This is a genomic window from Stenotrophomonas sp. TWI809, assembly GCF_039673205.1.
In the GTDB taxonomy this organism is placed as follows: Bacteria; Pseudomonadota; Gammaproteobacteria; order Xanthomonadales; family Xanthomonadaceae; genus Stenotrophomonas.
Window position 1 is genome coordinate 89,304 of sequence record NZ_JBDJLE010000002.1, and the last position, 22,062, is coordinate 111,365.

The 22,062-nt window shown below is 67.2% G+C and carries 14 protein-coding genes; 9 read left to right on the forward strand and 5 right to left on the reverse strand.

The window, feature by feature from the left end:
* The first annotated feature begins 161 nt into the window (after window positions 1–161).
* From ABE472_RS02145 to ABE472_RS02155, 3 genes are all read left to right on the forward strand, one after another.
* A complete protein-coding gene (locus ABE472_RS02145) occupies window positions 162–2,918 on the forward strand; it encodes a TonB-dependent receptor (protein WP_346462780.1) in 2,757 nt (918 codons plus the stop codon).
* Window positions 2,919–3,179: 261 nt separating this feature from the next.
* On the forward strand, window positions 3,180–6,359 hold the full coding sequence (locus ABE472_RS02150; RefSeq protein WP_346465293.1) for a TonB-dependent receptor: 3,180 nt from the start codon (window positions 3,180–3,182) through the stop codon (window positions 6,357–6,359).
* A 151-nt stretch (window positions 6,360–6,510) separates the two neighbouring features.
* A complete protein-coding gene (locus ABE472_RS02155) occupies window positions 6,511–10,329 on the forward strand; it encodes a LamG-like jellyroll fold domain-containing protein (RefSeq protein ID WP_346465295.1) in 3,819 nt (1,272 codons plus the stop codon).
* 45 nt (window positions 10,330–10,374) lie between these two features.
* Here the strand turns inward: ABE472_RS02155 and ABE472_RS02160 are convergent, their stop codons facing one another.
* From ABE472_RS02160 to ABE472_RS02180, 5 genes are all read right to left on the reverse strand, one after another.
* Window positions 10,375–11,214, reverse strand: a complete 840-nt coding sequence (locus tag ABE472_RS02160) for a PhzF family phenazine biosynthesis protein (protein ID WP_346462777.1) — start codon at window positions 11,212–11,214, stop codon at window positions 10,375–10,377.
* A 65-nt stretch (window positions 11,215–11,279) separates the two neighbouring features.
* Window positions 11,280–11,870 (reverse strand): cysteine dioxygenase family protein, encoded by a 591-nt coding sequence (locus tag ABE472_RS02165; RefSeq protein WP_313210570.1) that lies wholly within the window; start codon window positions 11,868–11,870, stop codon window positions 11,280–11,282.
* A gap of 116 nt (window positions 11,871–11,986) precedes the next feature.
* Window positions 11,987–12,805 (reverse strand): rhamnogalacturonan acetylesterase, encoded by an 819-nt coding sequence (locus ABE472_RS02170; RefSeq protein WP_313219944.1) that lies wholly within the window; start codon window positions 12,803–12,805, stop codon window positions 11,987–11,989.
* 44 nt (window positions 12,806–12,849) lie between these two features.
* A complete protein-coding gene (locus ABE472_RS02175) occupies window positions 12,850–14,472 on the reverse strand; it encodes a carboxylesterase/lipase family protein (protein WP_346465296.1) in 1,623 nt (540 codons plus the stop codon).
* Window positions 14,465–15,433 carry an alpha/beta hydrolase gene (locus ABE472_RS02180; RefSeq protein ID WP_346465433.1) on the reverse strand — a complete coding sequence of 323 codons (969 nt, stop codon included), beginning with the start codon at window positions 15,431–15,433 and terminating at the stop codon, window positions 14,465–14,467. The genes ABE472_RS02175 and ABE472_RS02180 overlap by 8 nt, the downstream gene beginning before the upstream one ends.
* Window positions 15,434–15,609: 176 nt before the next feature.
* Here ABE472_RS02180 and ABE472_RS02185 point away from each other — a divergent pair, with 176 nt between their 5' ends.
* Genes ABE472_RS02185 through ABE472_RS02210 form a run of 6 tightly spaced genes read left to right on the forward strand, consistent with a single transcriptional unit; the run spans window position 15,610 to window position 22,052 of the window.
* A complete protein-coding gene (locus ABE472_RS02185; protein WP_313210576.1) occupies window positions 15,610–16,431 on the forward strand; it encodes a 2-keto-4-pentenoate hydratase in 822 nt (273 codons plus the stop codon).
* Window positions 16,432–16,468: 37 nt separating this feature from the next.
* Window positions 16,469–17,473, forward strand: a complete 1,005-nt coding sequence (locus ABE472_RS02190) for a TRAP transporter substrate-binding protein (RefSeq protein ID WP_026069922.1) — start codon at window positions 16,469–16,471, stop codon at window positions 17,471–17,473.
* 12 nt (window positions 17,474–17,485) lie between these two features.
* On the forward strand, window positions 17,486–18,016 hold the full coding sequence (locus ABE472_RS02195) for a TRAP transporter small permease (RefSeq protein ID WP_346465299.1): 531 nt from the start codon (window positions 17,486–17,488) through the stop codon (window positions 18,014–18,016).
* Between the two features lie 3 nt (window positions 18,017–18,019).
* The gene (locus ABE472_RS02200; RefSeq protein ID WP_123730975.1) at window positions 18,020–19,303 is read left to right on the forward strand and encodes a TRAP transporter large permease; all 1,284 of its coding nucleotides are present in this window, start codon (window positions 18,020–18,022) and stop codon (window positions 19,301–19,303) included.
* Complete coding sequence (pelA, locus tag ABE472_RS02205) at window positions 19,276–20,433, forward strand: pectate lyase (protein ID WP_346465301.1); 1,158 nt, start codon at window positions 19,276–19,278, stop codon at window positions 20,431–20,433. The genes ABE472_RS02200 and pelA overlap by 28 nt, the downstream gene beginning before the upstream one ends.
* Before the next feature lie 38 nt (window positions 20,434–20,471).
* Entirely contained in the window at window positions 20,472–22,052 is a 1,581-nt protein-coding gene (locus tag ABE472_RS02210) for a family 43 glycosylhydrolase (RefSeq protein ID WP_346465303.1), read from the forward strand.
* Window positions 22,053–22,062 lie beyond the last annotated feature (10 nt).

Consider the following 22,062-nt stretch of genomic DNA (forward strand, 5'->3'; position numbering starts at 1 on the left):
GAACCATTGTCCTGCAAGCGTCTGCGGGACATTAAAAGTCTGCTGCGGTGCAAGATGCCGGATCAGTAACGGGCTGTTAACGTCCGCCCTGACCAGCGGTGTCATTGCACTGACATGTCGTTGGATAGCTGTTTCATGTAGCACCTTGGGAGAGGGAAAACATGCAAGTCCAGAACACGCAGAAAAAGACACCGGTTACCTTGCTCGCATTGTCGATCGGCCTGGCGCTGAGTGGTACCGCGCTGGCCCAGGATGCGGGCACCAACCCCACCGACCTGGATACCGTCACCGTCACCGGCTACCGCGCCAGTGTCGAGAAGGCGCTGGACATCAAGCGCGGCGAAGCCGGCGTGGTCGATGCCATCGTCGCCGAGGATATCGGCAAGTTCCCGGATCTGAACCTGGCCGAATCGCTGCAGCGCATTCCCGGCGTGGTCATCACCCGTGAGGCCGGCGAAGGCCGCAACATCTCGGTGCGCGGCCTGGGCCCGGACTTCACCCGCGTGCGCATCAACGGCATGGAAGCGCTGACCACCGTCGGCGCCGGCGACCAGAGCGGCGGCACCAACCGTGGCCGTGGCTTCGATTTCAACGTGTTCGCCTCGGACCTGTTCTCGCAGTTGATGGTGCGCAAGACCGCCTCGGCGGACGTCGAGGAAGGCTCGCTGGGGGCCACGGTCGACCTGCGCACCGCGCGCCCGTTCGACTATGACGGCTTCACCTTCGCCGCCAGCGGCCAGGCCGGCTACAACGCGATGGCCGAAAAGGCCGACCCGCGCATGGCCGCGCTGATCTCCAACACCTTTGCCGATGGCACCTTCGGTGCCTTGTTGTCGGTGGCCTATTCCGAGCGCCAGGCGCTGGAAGAGGGCTCCAACACCGGCCGCTGGGCCAACGGCCCGAGCAACGGCAACTTCAATGCGGCCTCGCCGTTCGCCGCGGCGCGTTCGGCCAACGTCTACCACCCGCGCTTCCCGCGCTACGTGCAGATGGAGCATGAGCAGAAGCGCCTGGGCGTGACCGGTACCCTGCAGTGGAAGCCGAGCGACGCCACCGAGTTCTCGCTGGATGCGCTGTACTCCAAGATCGACGCCACCCGCGACGAGCATTACATCGAGGCGATCTCCTTCAGCCGTGGCACCAGCACCACGCCGCGCCTGGTCGGCAAGCCGGCGATGATCGTCAAGAACGGCGTGATCGAGAACAACGCGCTGGTCTACGGCGAGTTCGACAATGTCGACATCCGCACCGAAAACCGCCATGACGAGTGGAGCACCGAGTTCAAGCAGCTCAGCCTCAACGGCCAGCACCGCTTCGGCGATGACTTCACCTTGTCCGGCAAGGTCGGCATCTCGCGCTCCAAGCACGAGAACCCGGTGCAGACCACGATCATCATGGACAAGTACGACGTCGACAATTACAGCTACGACTACCGGGGCAACAGCCGGTTCCCGACGCTGAACTACGGCATCGACCCGACCAACCCCGCGGGCTGGGAACTGGCCGAAATCCGCCTGCGTCCGCAGTACGTGGACAACGACTTCGATACCGGCCAGCTCGACTTCAACTGGAACATCAGCCCTGGCTTCCGCCTGAAGGGCGGCGTGCTTGCCAAGGACTACACCTTCAAGACCACCGAACTGCGCCGTGCCAGCGAACTGGCCGTGCCCAACTTCGCCGATGGCACCAAGATCGTGCCGGTGGACATGACCGAGCAGGCCGGCCTGAAGGGCATCAACGGCAGCCCGTCCAACTGGGTGGTGCCGGATCTGAACGCGATTGCCGATCAGTTCGATATCTACAGCAACAGCGGCATCTTCGCCGTCGCCCCGCGCGCCAACAACGTGCGCAGCGTCGAAGAGAAGGACCGTGGTGCCTACCTGATGGGCGAGTTCTCCACCGAACTGGGCAGCCTGCCGTTGTCGGGTAACGTGGGTGTGCGCTACGTGCGCACCAAGCAGAGCTCCACCGGCCTGTCCACGCTGGCCACCGGTACGGTCTCCACCACGGAGAACCGCACCTACAACGACACCCTGCCCTCGTTCAACCTGGTGGCCGAAGTCACCCCGGACTTCCTGATCCGCCTCGGCGCGGCCAAGGTGATGAGCCGCCCGGGTCTGGGCAGCCTGACGCCGGGCGCAACGGTGGCCGTGGCCGGTGGTGCACGCACCATCTCCAGCGGCAACCCGGACCTGGAGCCGATCCGCGCGACCAACGTCGACCTCGGCTTCGAGTGGTACTTCGCCGAAGGCGCGATGGCCGGTATCGGTCTGTTCTACAAGGACATCGAGAGCTTCGTGCAGACCACCCGCGAAGTGCGTCCGTACTCCGACAGCGGCCTGCCTGCCTCGCTGCTGATCGGCACCGGTGCCTCGCCTGCCGACGACTTCACCTACAGCCGCCCGGTCAACACCCCCGGTGGTGAACTGCACGGCGTGGAAGCGAACTACACCCAGCCGTTCACCTTCCTGCCGGGCAAGTGGTCCAACCTCGGCGTGCAGTTGAACTACACCTGGGTGGAGTCGCAGATCCAGTACCTCAACGCCGCGGGCCAGCCGGTGATGAAGACCGACCTGACCGGTCTGTCCAAGTCGTCCTGGAACGCCACGCTGTTCTACGAAGGCAAGGTCTTCTCCGGCCGCGTCTCGGCGACCAACCGCGATGACTACCTGACCCAGGCACCGGGTACGGAAACCGGCTTCAACCTCGACGGTTACCACGGCATGACCGGCACCACGGTCCTCGATGCCTCGATCCGCTACACCATCAGCGACCAGCTCGAACTGAGCCTGGAAGGCATCAACCTGACCAACGAAGCCTCCGACGAGTGGGTCTACTCGCCGGCCACGGGTCGCCTGCCGCTGCAGTACACCGAAACCGGCCGCCAGTTCCTGCTGGGCGTGCGCTACAAGTTCTGATTCAACGGCAGTACCCACCGGCGGCGTGAGCGATCACGCCGCCGGCTGCGCGCTCGCCGCCATCGTTGCCATCCCCGACCCTCGCCAGCACGTGCACGCTGCTGCGGCGCAAGATGCCGCCCCGTGAAGGGTTTGTTACGTTTCGGATGACCAGCGGTGTCACGCGGCAAGGCGCGACAGACGCTCCGGGGGAGGCCGGACGTCATGACTCATCAACATCAAAGTCGCATGGCGGCGCACCCTGGGAGGGGGTTACACACGATGGATCGACTCGACACCCGTAAAAAGACACCGGTTACCCTGCTTGCGGTCTCAATCGCGTTCGCGCTGCAGGGCGTGGCCGGCATTGCCGCGGCACAGCAGACGCCCGAAGCGGCCGCCTCGCTCAATGCAGTGGATCTGGACAAGGTGGAGGTCAAGGCGACCTACCGCGAAAGCCTGCAGCAATCCCTGGATGAAAAGCGCTACAGCGTCGAGCAGGTCGATGCGATCTACGCCGAAGACATCGGCAAGTTCCCCGATCTGAACCTGGCCGAGTCGATGCAGCGCATCGCCGGCGTCTCGATCGATCGCGAAGGCGGTGAAGGCCAGCAGATCTCCGTGCGCGGCCTGGGCTCGGATTTCACCCGCGTGCGCATCAACGGTCTGGAAGCGCTGTCCACCGCCGGCAGCGGTACCACCGGCGTCAACCGCAGCCGCGGCTTCGACTTCAATACCTTCGCCTCGGAGCTGTTCAGCCGGGTCAAGATCAACAAGACCCAGTCGGCGCAGACCGATGAGGGCTCGCTCGGCGCCACCGTCGATCTTCGCGGTTCGCGCCCGTTCGATTTCGAGGGCTTCCAGGCCTCGCTCGGCGGCCAGTACGGCTTCAACGAGCTGTCCAGGAACAAGGACCCGCGCATCTCCGGGCTGATCAGCAACACCTGGGCCGACGGCCGGGTCGGCGCGCTGATGTCGGTGGCCTACAGCAAGCGCACCATCTTCGAAGAAGGCTACAACCCGGTCCGCTGGGAGCACGGCAACTACCGCAACTCCAACCAGAGCACCGCGGCCAACAACGGCACCTACGGCTTCTGCAGCCCGGCTGGTTACGACCCGCAGACCCCGCGCAATCCGCTGGCCAATGAAACCGCCGCCGGTGTCGGCAGCGCCGCCAACCAGGCGCGCAGCAACGGCTGGGGCAGCTACGGCATCGATGCGACCCACTGCGGCCCCGGCCTGGATCGCCCGGCCGCGACCGCCGAGAACATCGCCGCGTACGAGACCGCGACCAACGCCTGGATCCCGCGTTACCCGCGTTACATCCGCACCGAACATGAGATCGAGCGCCTGGGTGTCACCGGCGCGCTGCAGTTCAAGGTCAGCGACGACACGCAGTTGAACCTGGACATGCTGTACTCCAAGCTCGACAAGAATGTGCGCGAAGATTCGATCGGTGCCAACCTGCACCGCACCGCGCAGTACGGCGGCAAGACCCAGATCGTGGTCCGCGAGGCGCAGGCCGATGAACAGAACCGCCTGACCTACGGCGTGTTCGACAACGTCGACTTCCGCACCGAATCCACCGCGATCGAAGAGAGCACCGAATTCAAGCAGTTCAGCCTGAACCTGGAACATCGCTTCAACGACGCGGTGCGCCTGGATGCGGTGATCGGCCACTCCGAGTCGAACTATGAGCGGCCGGTCTTCTCGATGGTCAGCTTCGACAACAGCAACCTGGATGGCTTCGTGCTGGACATGCGCAACGGCAAGGTGCCGGCGATGTCCTTCCCGTTCGATCTCAACGCCGTGGACAACTGGAAGTGGCTGGGCTACGGCAGCACGCCGGTCAATGCCAACGGTACCGCGCGCGGCGGCAACATCAGCGAAGTGCGCTTGAACCCGCAGTACGTCGACAATGCCTTCGATACGGCCAAGGTCGACCTCACGTTCAACATCAACCCCACCTTCACCCTGCGCGGCGGTCTGGCCTACAAGGACTACGACATGAGCACGCAGGAGTACCGCAACATCAGCTACGGGCGCCTCTCCCAGGCGCTGCCGGCCGGTGTGGGCGTGGGTGACCTGAGCAACACCCTGAGCGGCTTCGGCAAGGGCATGGACGGCAACCTGCCCAACGCCTGGCTGGTGCCGGACTTCAACCAGATCGCCAAGCTGCTGGACATCTACTGCAACTGCAACACCGGCACGCTCGGCGGTGACTACCGCCTGGCCAGCGTCGGTCACTTCGGCGCATCGAACAACAACTTCGACGTCAACGAAAAAAGCTACGGCAGCTACCTGCAGCTGGACTTCAACACCGACCTGCTGGGCCGCGCGTTCCGCGGCAACCTGGGCGTGCGCTACGTGCAGACCCGCATCACCGCCGATGGCTATGCGCCGTGCACCGCCGCCAACGCCAACGATCTGTCCTCGGCCTGCGAACCGTTCTTCGGGGTGGCCAGCGCCACCGCCGATCCCGGCGAGCGCCTGCAGGTCGGCACCCGGGTCGGCCACAAGTACGACGACTGGCTGCCTTCGTTGAACCTGGCGTGGGACCTGAGCGATACCTTCGTGCTGCGCTTCGGCGCGGCCAAGACCATGGCCCGCCCGACCCTGTCCAACCTGTCGCCGAGCGTCAGCGGTGGCCCCACCGCGTACTTCGATGACGATCGCAGCTACTCGATCAACCTGGGCAACCCCAAGCTGGATCCGTTCCGCTCGACCAACTACGACCTGAGCGCGGAGTGGTACTTCGACGAAGGCGCGCTGCTGTCGGCCGCGGTGTTCTACAAGGACATCGAGAGCTACGTGCAGCGCACCCGCCTGCTCACCACCTGGGCGGACATGGGCTACTCGCTGGATCTGCTGCCGACCGGCTTCAGCCCGGACACGGTGTTCAACGTGCAGAGCTACTTCAATACCCCGGGCGGCCCGCTCAAGGGCTATGAAGTCTCCTACCAGCAGCCTTTCAGCTTCCTGCCCGGCTTCTGGCGCAACTTCGGCGTGCAGCTCAACTACACGCACGTCGAATCCAAGATCAAATACATGTTCAGCTCGGGAACCGGCAGCACGATCGTCACCACGTACACCGAAAACGACCTGCTGAACCTCTCGCCGAACTCGTACAACGCCACGCTGTACTACGACGACGGCCGCTTCAGCGCGCGCGTCTCCACCAGCTACCGCGACGCGTACATCAGCACCATCCTCTCGCAGGAAAACGTCTGGGACCTGGACGGCAACCAGTTCGCCACCGCCGATGTGCAGGGCAAGTACAGCGTGGAGAACGTGGATTTCAACATGTCCTACAAGGTCAACAATAATCTCTCGCTGACCTTCGAGGCGATCAACCTGCTCGATACCGCCGATGAGCGCTATGTCGATTCGGCGCTGTCGCTGCCGGACCGCTACACCCACACTGGCCGCCAGTACTACCTCGGCCTGCGCTACAAGTTCTGACCGTGCTGCGTCTTCCGCCACCGCTATCGCGCCCGTCCCCGTCCTTCTCTCCGGGATGGCGGGCGCGGTGCCGGGGCGGGAGGCCACCGTAAGCGGCTGACCCCCGCTGCTGGTTCCGCTGTACTGTTTCTGCTGTCGAAAGGAAGGTCTCATGCATCGCGTTGTCGCCCCCTCGATCCGCCTCTCCCGCCTGTCCGCCAGCCTGCTGGCGCTGCTGCTTGCGGGCAGTGGCACCGCCTGGGCGCAGACCGCGCCGCAGCTGCTCTTCCACGTCTCGGGCGACCAGGGCCTGCAGGCCGACACCGCCGCGGGCGACCCGGTCCCCAACTTCGTGGACAAGGTGAAGCGGGTGCCGAACGGGGCGCACGGCAGCGCCATTGAGTGGGCGGATGATGGCGTGTTGTCGTGGAACGCGCCGGGCAACATCCAGGCCCAGCGCGGCACGCTGGGCTTCTTCTGGCGCGCGCGCTACGCGGTGGGCGAAGCACCGTTCGTGATCTTCCGGGTCGGCTACGCCGACCACAGCAGCTGGGACATGGCCTGGCTGCGCATCGACTGGAATGGCCACGGCTTCGATGCGTTCGTCACCGATGCCAACCTGGCGCGCACGCGCGTGTCGTTCAAGCTCGACCAGATTCCCTCGCCGCAGCAGTGGCAGCACATCGCCTTCGGCTGGGACGAAAACCACGGCGTGCGCCTGTACGTGGACGGCAAGGAAGTGGCCCGCCAGGAGACCACCGCCGACTACGACGCCGCACTCGATCAGCTCGGCCTGGCCGCGCGCGTGATGGCGCCCTACCAGGTGCAGAGCCGCTACAACTTCCTGCGCGGCAGCGACTTCGACGAGATCCGCGTCTACGACCGCCTGCTCGATCCGGCCGGCATGGCCGCCCTGGCGCGCAATGCCACGCCCGCCACCGCCGTGGCCGTGCCGGAGCCGATGCGCGCCTGGCGCCACCGCCATGGCTGGGACGCTGCGCCACCGCCGGCGCTGACCGCGCCGACCACCACGATCCGCAAGGTCGAGTTCGCCGATACCAAGGACCACAAACAGTGGATGTGGAAGGCGACCGACGGCATTGCCGAAACCACCTGGCCGGGCGTATACAACCGCTCGCGCCTGCCGGGCCGCAACGACTACTTCCAGCTGCCCGACTGGAACACCTACGTCGAGGGCGGCCAGCAGCTGGACCTGACCCTGCCGGCCGGTGAAAGCGTCAATCGCATCGAAGTGCGTGGCGCCGCGTTCGGCGGGCTCAGCCACAGCACCGACGGCCAGCCGTCGCAGACCCTGTTCCAGCGCCCGCAGGGCGTGGTGCGCAGCGTGAATGCCATTGCCGCACAGACCGGCGGCGTCCTGCACTTCCGCAATACCGAACAGGAAACGCCGATCCAGGAAATCTGGGCCTACCAGGTCAGCGACGCGGCCGAGCCGGAGGGCACGGTCAAGCAGCGCTACCTGGTCGACAGCCAGGCGCTGCCGGACTACACCAACATCGCGGCACTTCGGGAGTACATCGACGGCCGCTACCCGGCGGCCGAACGCAGCACGGTGATGGCGCTGCCCAAGGGCGCCGGCGCACGCAAGCGCACGGCCGACACGCTGCCCGCGCAACCGCTGCCGATCGTGCACGTACTGATTCCCTCCGGCGTCAGTGATGCCCCGGCGGCACAACCGCTGATCCGCAGCTGGGCGCACAGCTGGGAGAACATGCATGACGGCCTGGACGGCGTCGCGATCGATCTGCCCACGCTGGACCTGCCCGCCACCCACGACGGGCTGATCCCGCTCAACATCCGCATCAAGGACCCGCTCTGGCCGGCGCGCGACATGATCGACGTGTCGGTGTCGGTCAAACCGGGCCAGAAGCGCACCCTGTGGCTGGATCTGCGCGACCGCATCCTCACCGCCGACAGCCTGTGGATCTCCATCGCCTCGGCCGCGCCAGGCTTCAACGCCGCGTCGCTGGACGGGGCGGAAATCCGCATGGTCTACAAGGACCGCGAGGAGGCGAAGAAGGAGCACATCGCCGATCGTTTCAACCAGGTGCGTGACAACTGGGGCTTCCTGGTCGAAGAGCACACTACCTCCAAGCGCCAGCGCCTGTACGCGCGCGTGTATGCCGATCTCAGTGATCTGCTGCGGGTGGACCCGGACCACGAACTCGGCCGCCTGTACTGGAACTACATCAGCTACAACAGCCAGGGCAAGCCGCCATTCACCCAGCCCGAGCCGCACAAGGGCGTGCCGCTGTGGGCGTTCCGGCAGACCGAAGACCTCACCTACGTGCGCCGCTTCATCGACTGGTGGATCGACAACCGCCAGATCGCCTACGGTGATTTCGGCGGCGGCATCTCCGACGATTCCGACCTGACCCAGCAGTGGCCCGGCCTGGCGCTGATGGGCGTGCAGCCGGACAAGCTCAACGCCTCGCTGACCGCGCTGTCCGATGCGGTGTACCGCAATGGCATGTTCAGCAACGGCTTGAGCACCATCGAAACCGATGAGTTGCACGCGTACGAGGAAGGCATCAACACCAACAGTGCGATGCTCTACCTCAACTGGGGCGATCCGCTCACCGTCGAGCGTCTGATGGAAACGGTGAAGGCGTTCGACGAACGCATCATCCTGCCCAACCCGCAGGGCCATCTGCTGTTCTCCAGCAACTGGTTCGGCGGCAACAAGGTGTACCGCGAACCGAACTGGCAATGGCAGAAGCCGTATTCCTTCCCGGTGCTGCACCCGGCGTTCCTGATCGGCCAGTACAACGCCGATCCGACCGGTCGCAAGCTGGTCACCGGGCTGGCCGATGGCTACCTGGCCCACGCCTACACCGACGACAAGGGCCGCTGGGCGCTGCCGAACGAGATCAACTGGGCCACCGGCAAGACCCGTGGCGGCGAGCTCAACAACGGCTCGGGCAGCGGCGACATCATGCACACCTTCTGGGCGGCATGGCGCTGGACCGGCGATGACAAATACCTCAAGGCGCTGGACTACCGCGTCGAGCGGGGTGGCCCGGGCGCCTTGTCCAACCTGGGCGAGAACTACGTGGAAGCGCTGGGCCGCGGTGCCGAGTGGAACCCGCGCTTCATCAGCGATGCCGACGGTGGCAGCACCGGCTTCGCCAGCCTGATGGCGTGGCAGGCGACCGGCGACAAGAAGTACCTGGAGGCGCTGCATGCCGACGGCATCCAGGCCAAGGCGCAGCGCGAATACATGAACACCGAAGGCCACTGGTGGTCCGACCGTGTCGAAGCGCCAAGCGAATTCCTGCAGCGTGCACGCCTGGGTGGCATCGCGCTCAAGCGCAACCAGAGCTGGCCGGGCCACACCGTGAGCTGGCGCTTCGCCCAGCCGCAGGCCGCCGAGCAGGTCGCGCTGCTGGTGCATGCACCCTCGCCGGACCGCTTCAAGGTGATCGCCTACAACCTGGGCAAGCACGCAGTGGATGCGGAGATGAGCACCTGGAACGTCACCGCCGGGCAATGGCGGATGACCAGCGGCGTGGACCGCGACGGCGATGACACCATCGATGGCAAGGCCACCACGCGCGATCTCACCCTGGAGCGCAGTGCCTCGACCACGCTGCGGTTCGTGCCGGGCCAGAGCCAGGTGTTCGAGTTCGAGCTGGTGCAGGCCGGCACGCCGGTCGAACAGCGTGCCGACCTCGGCATCGGGCGCGGCGATGTGCGCGTGGACGGGCGTCAGGTGCAGGTGACCGTGCACAGCCTGGGCCACGTCGCCACCGGGGTGGGCGTGGCAGTGCTGGAGGATGCGAAGGGCCGCGAGCTGGCCCGGGCCGAGATTCCGAGTCTGGCGGCGCCGAGCGACCTGCTGCCGAAGACCACGACCGTCAGCCTGCCGCTGCCGGCCGGGGAGCGCGCTGGCCTGCGCGTGCGCGTGATGCAGGCCGACGGTGCGGCGGAAGTGACCCAGCGCAACAACGTGGTGGCGCTGGACCCATAACGCCATGCGGTGCATGGCGCTGCCGGCGCCCTGCCCCTGTCTGGCTCACAGCGTGACCTGCCCCTCGATGCAGGTCACGCAGTCGCCGCCGATCCACAGCGCATCGCCCAGCCGCTCCACCCGCAACCGGCCGGCGCGCCCGATCGCCGTGCCCTGGCTGATCACATAGCGATCCGGCGCCTCGCCGGTGGCCAGCAGCCAGCGCGCGATGCCGGCATTGAGGCTGCCGGTGGCCGGGTCTTCCGGGGCGCCGTCGCCGGCAATGAAGGCACGGCTTTCGTACTGGGCCTCGTCGCCATCACTGGGCAGCCAAGGCCCGAACACGCCGACCTTCATGCCCTCCAGCTGCGCGTAGTCCGGCTGGATCGCAAGTACGGCCGCACGATCACGCAGGCGCAGTGCCAGCCAGCCGGTGCCGTTGTCGGCCCAGCGGGCGTCCACCACGTCCTCTGCCGCCACGCCCAGGCCGCGTCGGACGCGCTCACGCAGGTCCGGCGTCAACGCCTCGCCCCGCAGCAGCGGCGGCGCCAGGAACGCCAGGCCGGACGCGCTGCGCCGTATCCGCACCCGCCCGATCCCGCACTCCTGCACGATCTCCGCGCCCTTCGGCACGCCGCCATGGGCCAACCACGCATGGCAGCTGCCCAAGGTGGGATGCCCGGCGAACGGCAGCTCTTCCAGCGTGGTGAAGATGCGCACGCGATAGTCCGCCTGCGGATCGGTCGGCGGCAGCAGGAAGGTGGTCTCGCTCAGGTTGGTCCAGTGGGCGAACGCGGCCATGCGTGCGTCGTCGATGCCTTCTGCATCAAGCACTACGGCCAGCGGATTGCCGCGCAGCGGGTCCTGGCTGAAGACGTTGACCTGCTGGAACGGAAACGTACGCATGGCGGCGCTTCGAAAGGTGGGAACCGGATGATGCGCGCGGCGCAGGCCGCAGGTCGAGCGCGGCCCTAGGCCGCGTCGGTTTCCATCACCTGCACGCGGCGCTGGTACCAGCCGTCGGCCTCGGGTTCGAAGACGGCGCTGCGGGTCATCTCGCCCTGATAGACGTGCACGGAGATCGCCAGGTCGTCATCGCTGGTGTTGCGGAGGGTGTGGTACTCATGCGGCGGGATCAGACTGCCGGCACTGCCGCAGTCGCCCAGCACCGCCGGTTCGGCACGGAAGCGGAAGCGCTCGCCGTCGCGCTCCAGCAGCTGGTACTGGGTGATCTCCAGCTGGCCCAGCCACACCCCTTCCACGCACCACAGCCCGCTGTGGTCGTGCAGCGGCGTGCCCTGTCCCGGGCCCCAGCTCATCGCGACGATGCTGTAGCCGTGCACCGGGCTGCGATACAGCTCGCGGCGGGCGTAGTGATCCTCGATCGGGCGGTGCACGCAGGCCGGCAGCTGGATGCGGCTGTCGGCGATCGCCTCGCGCAACGCCGCGCGCAGCGTTGCGGCGATCTGGTGCGCGTGCTCGTGCTGGACGGCATGGTCGACGGCGGCGATCAATCGATCACGGCCATGGAACGGAGGAAACGGGTTGCATTGGTCTTGCATACCCCGAGTCTAGGCGATCCCGGTGAACAGCGTGTTTGACCTGAATCACATCCAATCGACTCACGATCCCCGACGTAGCGATCCATTCGAAAGAACTCGAAGGGTCTGCCTATCGATCAGGGAATCAGCAGCGGCCGCAACGATGGCACTTGCCGGGCCAGTTCCTCGGTGACCAGCGTGGCGAACAACGCTGCGCCGTCCGGGCCCAGATGGGTGTAATCGAAGGCGACCTTGGCCTGTCCCATGGGCTCGGTGAGGGCGTTGTTCTGCGCGGCCGGTGCGCCGGCAGTGGGCGCGGCGCCCACGGTGGTCCCGCCCAGCGCCGCGCTGACCTGTGCGGGCGTGGCGGCCGCCTGTGCCAGCGGCATGGCCGCCACCGGCCCCAGCGCCTGGACCACCGCGCGGCTGCGCGCGTGCAGATCGACCAGCGGGACCTTCATCTCGCGCGCCACGGTCCGCACCGCCTCGGCCCACGGCGCCAGGTCATCGATCAGCACGCCATCGGCGAACTGGCGGCGGGTCAACGGGGTCAGCAGCACCGGCTGCGCACCGGCGGCACGGATCTCACGCACGTAGCGGCGCAGGTTGTCCGGGAATTCGCGCTGCAGATCGGTGGAGCGGCCCGGCTTGCCGGGCTGGTCGTTATGGCCGAACTGGACCAGCACCCAGGTGGTGGCATAGCCGGGCGTGCGCATCTCCGCGTCGGCCAACGCCCACGAGCCTTCGGCGCGGTAGTTGTACGTGCTGCGACCGCCACGGGCCAGGTTGGTGCAGGTCAGGAACGAGGTCACGTGCCGTGCGCAGAACGCCGGGCCCCAGCCGCCCTGCACGGCCGTGGTGGAATCGCCGACCAGCACGATCTTGCTGGCCCGGATCGGGGTCGGTGCCGGACGATCCAGCACCGCCGGATCCACGGCGGCGTGCGCAACGCTCATCAGGCCGAACAGCACGCTGCCCAGCAGCCAGGTCGACGCGCGCATCAGAACGTACCTCGTTGAATGAAGGGGGCCTGCTGATAGAGGCGGCGCTCGCCACCGCGCGGGTCGTCGGCCTGCTGCGAGGGGGTATCGAACAGCATCGTTTCGCGGCGGGCCAGCGAATAGGTCTGCCAGCGGGGCAGTGCGCCATGATTCGGATCGCCATGGCGCGCAAAGGCGATCAACGCCTCGCTCATGGTCGCTGCGACACGGGTCGCCGCTTCGCCGTCACCGGTGCGTGAGCCGGGGCGATCGGTGGTATCGAACACCAGCGGGATATCCAGCGTGTGGAACGCGCCGAACCTGCCGCCGTCCAGCGGCGAGCCCCAATCGAGTTGATAGGCCCAGGTGGGGGCGCCCTGGCGCGCACGCGCCTCCAGTTCCTCCACTGCACCCCGCCAGGAGCGGCCGGCGGTGGTGGCGGCGAAGAACACCTCCGAAGGCGTGTAGTGCGGATACAGGCGGCGGTACTCGGCGATCACCACCGAGGGCAGCAGGTCCACGTACTGCTCTTTTTCCAGCTTGGCCGGCAGCGTCTCCCAGGTCAGCGCGAAGTTGGCCGGGTCGTTGCCGAGGAAGGCGCGGGTTTCATCGTGGGTGTTGCCGATCACCATCGGAATCCCGGCGGACTGCGCGGGCGCCTCCGGCCAGAACGGATGCACCGGCAACGCACGCCCGTCGAGCACCGGCCCGACATACAGGCTGCTGTTCTCCACGCGCGACGGATCGCGCGCACGGGTGGCGGCCAGCAGTGCCTCCATCGGCATCGTGCGCAGCGCCTCGGCGTCGGCCGCGCCTACCGCCTGCATCGCGATCTGCGCGCGCTGGGTGGCCGCCCGCGGGCCGGCCGCGGTGACCTGCTGCCCACTCATGGTCCAGGCGCGCTGGAACAAACCGCGCGCGGCCGGCATGGCCATCAGCGTGGCGATCTTGGCGCCGCCGCCGGACTGCCCGACCACGGTGATGTTGTCGGCATCGCCCCCGAATTCGGCGGCATGCTGGCGCACCCAGTGCAGCGCCTGGACCAGGTCGAGCTGGCCGACATTGCCCGAGTCGGCGAAGCGCGCATCGCCCAGCTGCGCCAGGTACAGATAGCCGAACACGTTGAGCCGATGGTTGACCGTGACCACGACCACGTCGCCGCGCCGGCACAACGCGCTGCCGTCGTACAGCGGGTCGCTGCCGGAGCCGTTGTTGTACGCGCCGCCATGGATGTAGAACACGATCGGCCGCTTGCCGCCGTCGCGCAGCGCCGGGGTCCACACGTTGAGGTAGAGACAGTCTTCGCTGCCCGGCCCTTCCTTGCCGGTCTGCGGGGCGGCGTTGCCATAGTCCAGCGCATCGCGCACGCCACGCCAGGCCATCTCGGGCAGCGCCGGCTGGAACCGCCGGGGCGCGGTGTCGGCCCCATAGGGGATGCCGCGGAACACATTCACCCCCTGCTCCCGTTGTCCGCGCACCCGGCCACTGCGTACCCGGGCCAGCGGTGAGGCGTCATCGCGCGGCCCGGGCGCGCCGGCGAACGCCGGCATCAGCGGCAGGCTGGTGGCACCCAGCATCAGGGCGTAGCGCGCGCTGTCGCGCAGAAAGCGTCGACGCTGCAGGTCGGCGGGGGACTCACTCATGGCGCGCGGGCTCCGTGTGGCGCGAAGGGATCCAGCGCAGGGCCAGCTCGGGCCACTGCGCAACGGTCAGACCGGCCGGGATGCGCACGCCGAAGCCGTGGCCACCGAACGGGAACAGGTGCATTTCGGTGGTGACGCCGGCGCGCAGCAGCGCCTGGTAATACACCAGGCTGTTGTGCACCGAGACCACGTTGTCGTCCTGCGCATGCACCAGGAAGGTCGGCGGGGTATCGGCGCGGACCTGGTCCTGCATCGAGAACTGCTGCTGCAGCGTGCTGTCCGGATGCGGCCCGAGCAGGCGCGAACGCGAGCCGGTATGCGCATGCGTGCCCATGTCGATCACCGGGTAGATCAGCAGCGCGACATCCGGGCGTGCGCTGAGCGCATCGATGGCGTCGCGGTGCGGATACACCGGTGCATCGAAGCCGTTGCTCAACTGCGCGGCAACGTGCCCGCCGGCCGAGAAGCCCATCACCCCGATGCGCTGCGGATCAATCTGCCATCTCGCAGCATCGGCGCGGATCACCCGCATCGCACGCTGGGCATCGGCCAGTGCGGCCTGGCGATCACTGCGGCCGGCCGGCAGCCGGTAACGCAGCACGAACAGGGTCACCCCACCCTGCTCGACGAACGCCGGCACCAGCGCGGTGCCTTCCTTGTCGAGCACGATGCGCTGATAGCCGCCGCCCGGCACCACCAGCAGGGCGGTGCCATTCGGGCGCGCCGGTCGGTACACCACCAGGTAAGGCGCACTGACGTTGTCGATGTAACGGTCCGGCAGCGCCGGATCGCGGCTGCGCTCGATCACGTTGGGCACGGTGGCCGGGCCGGATTCACCCGGCACCCGGCCGTGCGGCCAGAGCGCAATGCGGTCCGGGTCGCCGAGGGCCGGTTCGGTCTCCGGTACGGCACGCTCGGCCGCGTGGGCCAGACCGCCGACCAGCAGCAGGAGAGTGAGCATGGGCAACGCGAGGAAGCGGCGCATCCGGGTACGTCCTTCGGGCAAGGGGAACAGGCATCGTGCCTGACCGGCAGCCGTTCTGATGCGCTGCACATTGCCAATGACACCGGTTTACCATATACAGCTCATCCAGCCACTGTCGATTGGCAGTGCAACAATTTTTCCGGGAGACCCGCTTGAGCAACGACCACGGCAAACAGGACCTGCCCGACCAGGGGTTGGGCGAGATCGCCCGGCACTTCGTCAGCGCCCGCCAACACGGCCAATCCCTGCCCGATTTCCCGGGAACCATCCCGGAAGACCTGGTCACGGCCTATCAGGTACAGGACCAGGCCATCGCGCTGTGGGACGACCAGGTGGTCGGCTGGAAGGTCGGCTACATCGCTGCCGAGCGCCGCGATGTCTCCGGCGACGACCGTCTGCTGGGGCCGATTTTCTCGCGTCAGCTCTGGAATGCTACCGGTGGAACAGTCGAGATTCCGGTGTTCGTCGGTGGCTTCGGCGCGGTCGAGGCCGAGTACGTGATCCAGCTGCAGGAAGACGCCCCGGCGGACAAGCTGCACTGGACCCCGGAAGAAGCCGAGGCGCTGGCCGCCAAGCTGTTCATCGGCGTTGAGGTGGCGAGCAGCCCGCTGGCGACGATCAACAAGCTCGGCCCGCGCGTGGTGGTGTCGGACTTCGGCAACAACAACGGCCTGGTGCTCGGCCCGGAAATCCCGGACTGGACCCGCCTGGACGACGCCGACCTGCGTGCGGAAACCCGCATCGAAGGCCAGGTGGTCGGCACCGGTGGCGCGACCCTGCTGCCCGGCGGACTGCGCACCGCCTATGCGTTCGCCCTGGGCCGCTCGGCGCAGCGTGGCCGCCCGTTGAAGGCCGGCGATCTGATCGCCAGTGGGAACGCGACCGGCATCCACGACATCGCCGTGGGCCAGGAAGCATTGATCCGTTTCGTCGGTTACGGCGACATTACCTGCAAGGCCATCGCCGCCGGTTGACCGCGCGGACATGGCGAGCACGCTTGGGAGGGCGCAGATGTTCACTCGCAGAAGTTTCCTGGCTACCAGTCTGGGCGCGCTTGCCGCGCCCGCGCTGACAGCCTGTTCGCGGTCATCCAACGCCGCACCGGCCGGTGCGCAGCTGTTGACCGCCACCGACGTCCACGTCGCCGACTACCCCACCGTCACCGCGGTGAAATGGATCGGGAAGACGCTGGAAGAAAAAACCGGCGGCCGGCTGCGGCTGCGCCAGTATCACTCCGGCCAGCTGGGCCGTGAGTCCGAGGCGATCGACATGGCCCGCTTCGGCGCCATCGATATCACCCGCGTCTACTCCGGCGCGCTCAACAACGCGTTTCCGCTGACCCAGGGCCTGTGCCTGCCGTATGTGTTCGAGTCGGTGGCGCATATGCGCCGCGCGCTCGACGGCGGCGTCGCCGATACGGTCCTGCAGGGCTTTGAAACGCGCGATCTGGTCGGCCTGGCCATCTACGATTCCGGCGCGCGCTGCTTCTACAACACCAAGCACCCGATCGTGGAGCCCAAGGACCTGCACGGCCTCAAGCTGCGCGTGGCGTCCTCGGACATCTTCATCCAGCTGATGCGCCTGCTCGGTGCCAACCCGACCCCGATGTCGCTGGGCGACACCTTCTCGGGCATGGAAACGCACATGATCGACGGTGCGGAAAACAACATGCGCAGCTTCCATTCCAGCCGTCATTTCGAGGCCGCGCACTACTGGTCGCAGAGCGATCACTCCTATGCACCGGACGTGCTGCTGATGTCGCGCCAGAGCTTCGATGCGCTGAGTCCGGCCGACCGTACCCTGGTGATCGAGACCGCGCGTGAATCGGTGCAGGTGATGCGCGAGCAGTGGGATGCCTCGGAAAACACCGCCCGCCAGGCCGTGGCCGACTTCGGCATCAAGTTCAACGAGGTCGACATGCCGGCCTTCCGCAAGGCCGCCGATCCGCTCCTGCAGCGTTACCTGCAGCAGCCGGAGCTGGCCGCCCTCACCCGTCGCATCCGCGACTTCGCCTGAGGCCCCGACGCGATGTCCGACTCGACTTCCGAAACCGTCATCACCCCCACCGCGCCGCAGCGCCTGCTCAACGTCATCGCCGATGTGGCGATCTACATTGCCGTCATCGCCCTGCTGGGCCTGGTGGTGGTGCAGGGCTGGCAGGTGTTCGCCCGCTATGTGATCAATGATTCGCCCAGCTGGACCGAGCCGGTCACGCTGCTGCTGCTGGCCACGGCGATGAGCCTGGGTGCGGCCACCGGTGTGCATACCCGCCGCCACTTCGGTTTCTTCCTGCTGGCCGCGCACATGGGCCCGGGCCTGCGCCGCGCGGTGGATGTGTTCACCGCGCTGGTGGTGGCCGTGCTGGGCGTGGTCATCGCCTGGTGGGCGGCCGTGCTGCTGATGGACGGCCTGGATATCAAGGCCGCCGGCGCCCACCTGCCGCAGAGCATCAACTACCTGCCCCTGTCGATCGGTGGCGCCTTGATGGCGATCTTCGCCGTGAACCAGATGGCGCTGGCTGTACGGCCGGCCGATGCCGTTGCCGAGGGAGATCGCTGAGTCATGGGTATTACCATTCTTTTCACCGTGTTCGCGGTGCTGTTGCTGCTCGGTGTGCCGGTTGCGTTCGCGCTTGCCGCTGCCGCCCTGGCCACGCTGTGGTACCTGGATCTGCCGACGCTGGTGCTGGTCCAGCAGATCTCGGCCGGTACCGGGTCGGCCTCGCTGATCGCCATTCCCTTGTTCATCTTCGCAGGTGAAATCATGATGCGCGGCGGCATCTCCGAGCGTCTGATCTCGCTGGCCTCGTCGCTGGTCGGTCGCATGCGCGGTGGCCTGGGCCAGGTCTCGATCCTGTCCTCGCTGTTCTTCGGCGGTGTGTCCGGCTCGGCCATCGCCGATGTCTCGGCGGTCGGCGGCACGATGATTCCGCAGATGGTCAAGCGCGGTTACGACCGTGACTTCGCGGTCAACGTCAGCATCACCGCCGCGCTGGTCGCGCTGCTGGTGCCGCCGTCGCACAACCTGATCCTGTTCTCGGCCGCGGCCGGTGGTGGCCTGTCGATCGCCGATCTGTTCGCGGCCGGTATCGTGCCGGCGCTGCTGATGACCGTCGTGCTGATGATCACCGGTTATCTGGTGGCACGCCGCCGCGGTTACGGCGTGGAGATCTTCCCGGGCTGGCGTGCGGTGCTGCTGCGCCTGGTCTCGGCGCTGCCTGGCCTGGGCCTGGTCGCGCTGATCTTCATCGGTATCCGGGCCGGCATCTTCACCGCGGTGGAGAGCGCGGCGATCGCCGTGGTCTACGCGCTGCTGGTGACCACCGTGCTGTACCGCCAGCTCGACTGGCGCGAGTTCCTCGGCACGGTCACCCATGCCGCGCGCAGCACCGGTGTGATCCTGTTCGTGATCGCCACGGCCGCCGTGTTCGGCTGGCTGCTGGCCTATCTCGAAGTGCCCTCGGCCGCGGTCAACTTCCTGCAGTCGTTCGCGCACAGCCAGTTCATGGTGCTGCTGATGATCGTGATCATGCTGTTGCTGCTGGGCACCTTCATGGACCTGGCGCCGATGATCCTGATCTGCACGCCGATCTTCCTGCCGGTGGCCAAGGCCTACGGCATCGATCCGATCCACTTCGGCCTGGTGCTGGTGCTGACCGGTGGCCTGGGCCTGGTGACGCCGCCGGTGGGCTCGGTGCTGTTCATCGGTACGGCAATCGGCAAGATCAGCGTCGGTGAGAGCATGCGCTCGATCTGGCCGTTCTGGTTCGCCGCGCTGGGCGTGCTGTTGATCGTCACCTTCTTCCCGGAAATGTCGCTGTGGCTGCCTGCCCTGCTGCGCGCGTAAGCGTGCGGCGGCTGGCAGCCCTGCTGTGGATCGCCCTGCCCTGCGCCGTCACGGCGCAGGGCCAGGACATCCCGCTGCGCGGCTTCCAGGACGGCATTCACCATTGGCAGAGCGGGCATGGCACGGACTACCCGCGCTACTCCCCTGATCAGTACCGGCAGATCGCCGACAACCTGGTCGTGCTGCAGCGGCGTGGTGGGGGCTGGGCGGTCAACCAGGATCCGCAGCGGATCCTCGATGATGCCGCCAGGGCACAGGTGCTGGCCGACCAGGCCACGCCCGGCGGCAGCTTCGACAACCGCAACATCTACACCCAGGTCAGCTACCTGGCCGACGCCTTCGCGCGCAGCGGCGATGCCCGTTACCGCGACGCGGCCGTACGCGGGCTGGATTTCATTCTCGCCGAGCAGATCCCCGGCTGTGGTGGCTGGCCGCATTCGGTGCCCTCGCGCACCGCGTACCACGGCCACATCACGTTCGCTGACGACGTCACCAGTGGCGTGCTGACCACGCTGCGGCGCATCCAGCGCGAGCCGGCGTTCGGCTTCATCACGGCCGGTCAGCGCGCCCGCGTGGACGCTGCCGTCACCGCCGGCGATGCCTGCCTGCTGCGCCTGCAGGTGCGCCAGGACGGCGTGCCGACGATCTGGGCCGGGCAGTACGACCGCACCACCTTGCTGCCCGCGCAGGGCCGGAAGTTCGAGCTGCCGGCGCTGGTCACCGACGAGAGTGTCGGCGTGGTCCGCTACCTGATGTCGATCCCCGATCCCGCGCCGGAGGTGGTCGCCTCGGTCAACGCCGCGATGACGTGGTTCCAGGCGCATGCGTTGACCGGGTGGCGGCTGGAGACCTTCGAAACCACCCCCGCGCAGTTCCAGTTCCATCGCACCACGGTCGACCGCCGCCTGGTCGCCGATGCGGGCGCGCCGCTGCTGTGGGGCCGCTTCCACGACCTGCACGACAGTGGCGTGCTGCTGGCCAACCGCGAGGGCGAACGCGTCGCCACGTTCAACGACATCCCGCGCGAGCGCCGCACCGGCTATCACTGGTACGGCACCTGGCCACAGGCCCTGATCACCACCGAGTACCCACGCTGGCAACAGCGTCTTGCCGGGACCGGGGCGCGCTGAGCGCGGCCGGCCCACGATACGTTCAAGGGAGAAAGACGATGCACCTGAGGAAGACCCTGGCGAGCTTCGCCACCGCCTGCCTGCTGCTGGCCGGCGCCGGTCACGCCGCCGAGCCGGCCACCGCCTGGAAGCGCGGGATCGAGAACCAGCGCCAGGCCGATCTGGGCAATGGCACCTTCCTCAACCCGGTGTTCGCCGGTGATCGCCCGGATCCTTCCGTGCTCAAGGATGGGGAGGACTACTACCTCACCTTGTCCTCGTTCGATGCCTACCCCGGCCTGCCGATCTGGCACTCGCGCGATCTGGTCAACTGGCAGCCGCTGGGCCACGCGATCACCAAGAACGTCGGTGCGATCTGGGCGCCGGACATCGTCAAGCACGGCAGCCGCTATTACATCTATTTCCCGGCCCGCACCGGCGAGACCCGCAGCAACTTCGTGGTCTGGGCCGACAGCATCAAGGGCCCGTGGAGCGAGCCCATCGATATCGGCCTGGGCAGCTACATCGATCCCGGCCATGCGGTGGGCGAAGACGGCAAGCGCTACCTGTTCCTCAGCGGTGGCGACTACGTGCAGCTGGCCGATGACGGCCTGAGCGTGGTCGGCACGCCCAAGCACGTCTACGACGGCTGGAAGTACCCGGAAAGCTGGGACGTGGAGGCCTATGCGCAGGAAGGCCCGAAGATCAACTTCCGCGATGGCTGGTACTACATGACCACCGCCGTGGGTGGCACCGCCGGCCCGCCGACCGGGCACATGGTGATCACCGCGCGCTCGCGCTCGATCCACGGCCCGTGGGTGAATGCGCCGAACAACCCGATCATGCGTACCCGGTCGGCCGCCGAGCCGTGGTGGTCGCGCGGCCATGCCACGGTGATCGAAGGCACCGACGGGCGCTGGTGGATGATGTATCACGGCTACGAGAACGGGTACTGGACGCTGGGCCGCCAGGCCCTGCTGGAGCCGATCGAATGGACCGCCGATGGCTGGTTCGTGGCCAAGGGCGGCGACCTCGGCCAGCCGCTCGCCAAGCCGTCGGGTACCTCGGTCGGCCAGCACGGCATGGCGTTGTCCGACGATTTCCGCGGCAGCACGCTCGGTGCGCAGTGGTCGTTCTTCAACCCGGCCCAGGACGAGTACAAGCGCCTGGCCTTCACCGGCAAGGGCATGGTGCTGCAGGGCAAGGGCAGCACCCCGCGCGACAGCTCGCCGCTGACCGCCATCGCCGGCGACAAGGCCTACCAGTTCGAGGTCGAGATGGAGATCGCCCCGGGCGCGGTGGGCGGGGCCCTGCTCTACTACAGCGACCGCCTGTATGTGGGCGTGGGCAGCAACGGCGAGAAGTTCATCATGCACCGCTACGGCGAGGAGCGCCCCACCCGGCTGGCCCCCAGCGCCACCGGCGGCACGCTGTGGCTGCGGGTGACCAACAACCGCCATATCGTCACCATCCACTCCAGCACCGACGGCAAAACCTGGCAGAAGTACCCGGTTCAGATGGAAGTCTCCGGCTACCATCACAATGTGGCGGGCAAGTTCCTGGCCCTGAAGCCGGCGATCTATGCTGCCGGCGACGGCAAGGTCGAGTTCCGGAATTTCCGCTACCGCGCCCTCGATTGAGCTCCCCGCT

Bases quoted from the DNA above. Each gene is read 5' to 3' on its own strand.
- ABE472_RS02170 (WP_313219944.1), bottom strand. From the start codon at position 12,805: ATGAGCGTTGCGCACGCCGCCGTGGATCCGGCGGTGCTGGATCGTCCG.
- ABE472_RS02195 (WP_346465299.1), top strand. From the start codon at position 17,486: ATGTCCGACTCGACTTCCGAAACCGTCATCACCCCCACCGCGCCGCAG.
- ABE472_RS02200 (WP_123730975.1), top strand. From the start codon at position 18,020: ATGGGTATTACCATTCTTTTCACCGTGTTCGCGGTGCTGTTGCTGCTC.
- ABE472_RS02155 (WP_346465295.1), top strand. From the start codon at position 6,511: ATGCATCGCGTTGTCGCCCCCTCGATCCGCCTCTCCCGCCTGTCCGCC.
- ABE472_RS02160 (WP_346462777.1), bottom strand. From the start codon at position 11,214: ATGCGTACGTTTCCGTTCCAGCAGGTCAACGTCTTCAGCCAGGACCCG.
- ABE472_RS02180 (WP_346465433.1), bottom strand. From the start codon at position 15,433: ATGCTCACTCTCCTGCTGCTGGTCGGCGGTCTGGCCCACGCGGCCGAG.
- ABE472_RS02190 (WP_026069922.1), top strand. From the start codon at position 16,469: ATGTTCACTCGCAGAAGTTTCCTGGCTACCAGTCTGGGCGCGCTTGCC.
- ABE472_RS02150 (WP_346465293.1), top strand. From the start codon at position 3,180: ATGGATCGACTCGACACCCGTAAAAAGACACCGGTTACCCTGCTTGCG.
- ABE472_RS02210 (WP_346465303.1), top strand. From the start codon at position 20,472: ATGCACCTGAGGAAGACCCTGGCGAGCTTCGCCACCGCCTGCCTGCTG.
- ABE472_RS02145 (WP_346462780.1), top strand. From the start codon at position 162: ATGCAAGTCCAGAACACGCAGAAAAAGACACCGGTTACCTTGCTCGCA.
- ABE472_RS02175 (WP_346465296.1), bottom strand. From the start codon at position 14,472: ATGAGTGAGTCCCCCGCCGACCTGCAGCGTCGACGCTTTCTGCGCGAC.
- ABE472_RS02165 (WP_313210570.1), bottom strand. From the start codon at position 11,870: ATGCAAGACCAATGCAACCCGTTTCCTCCGTTCCATGGCCGTGATCGA.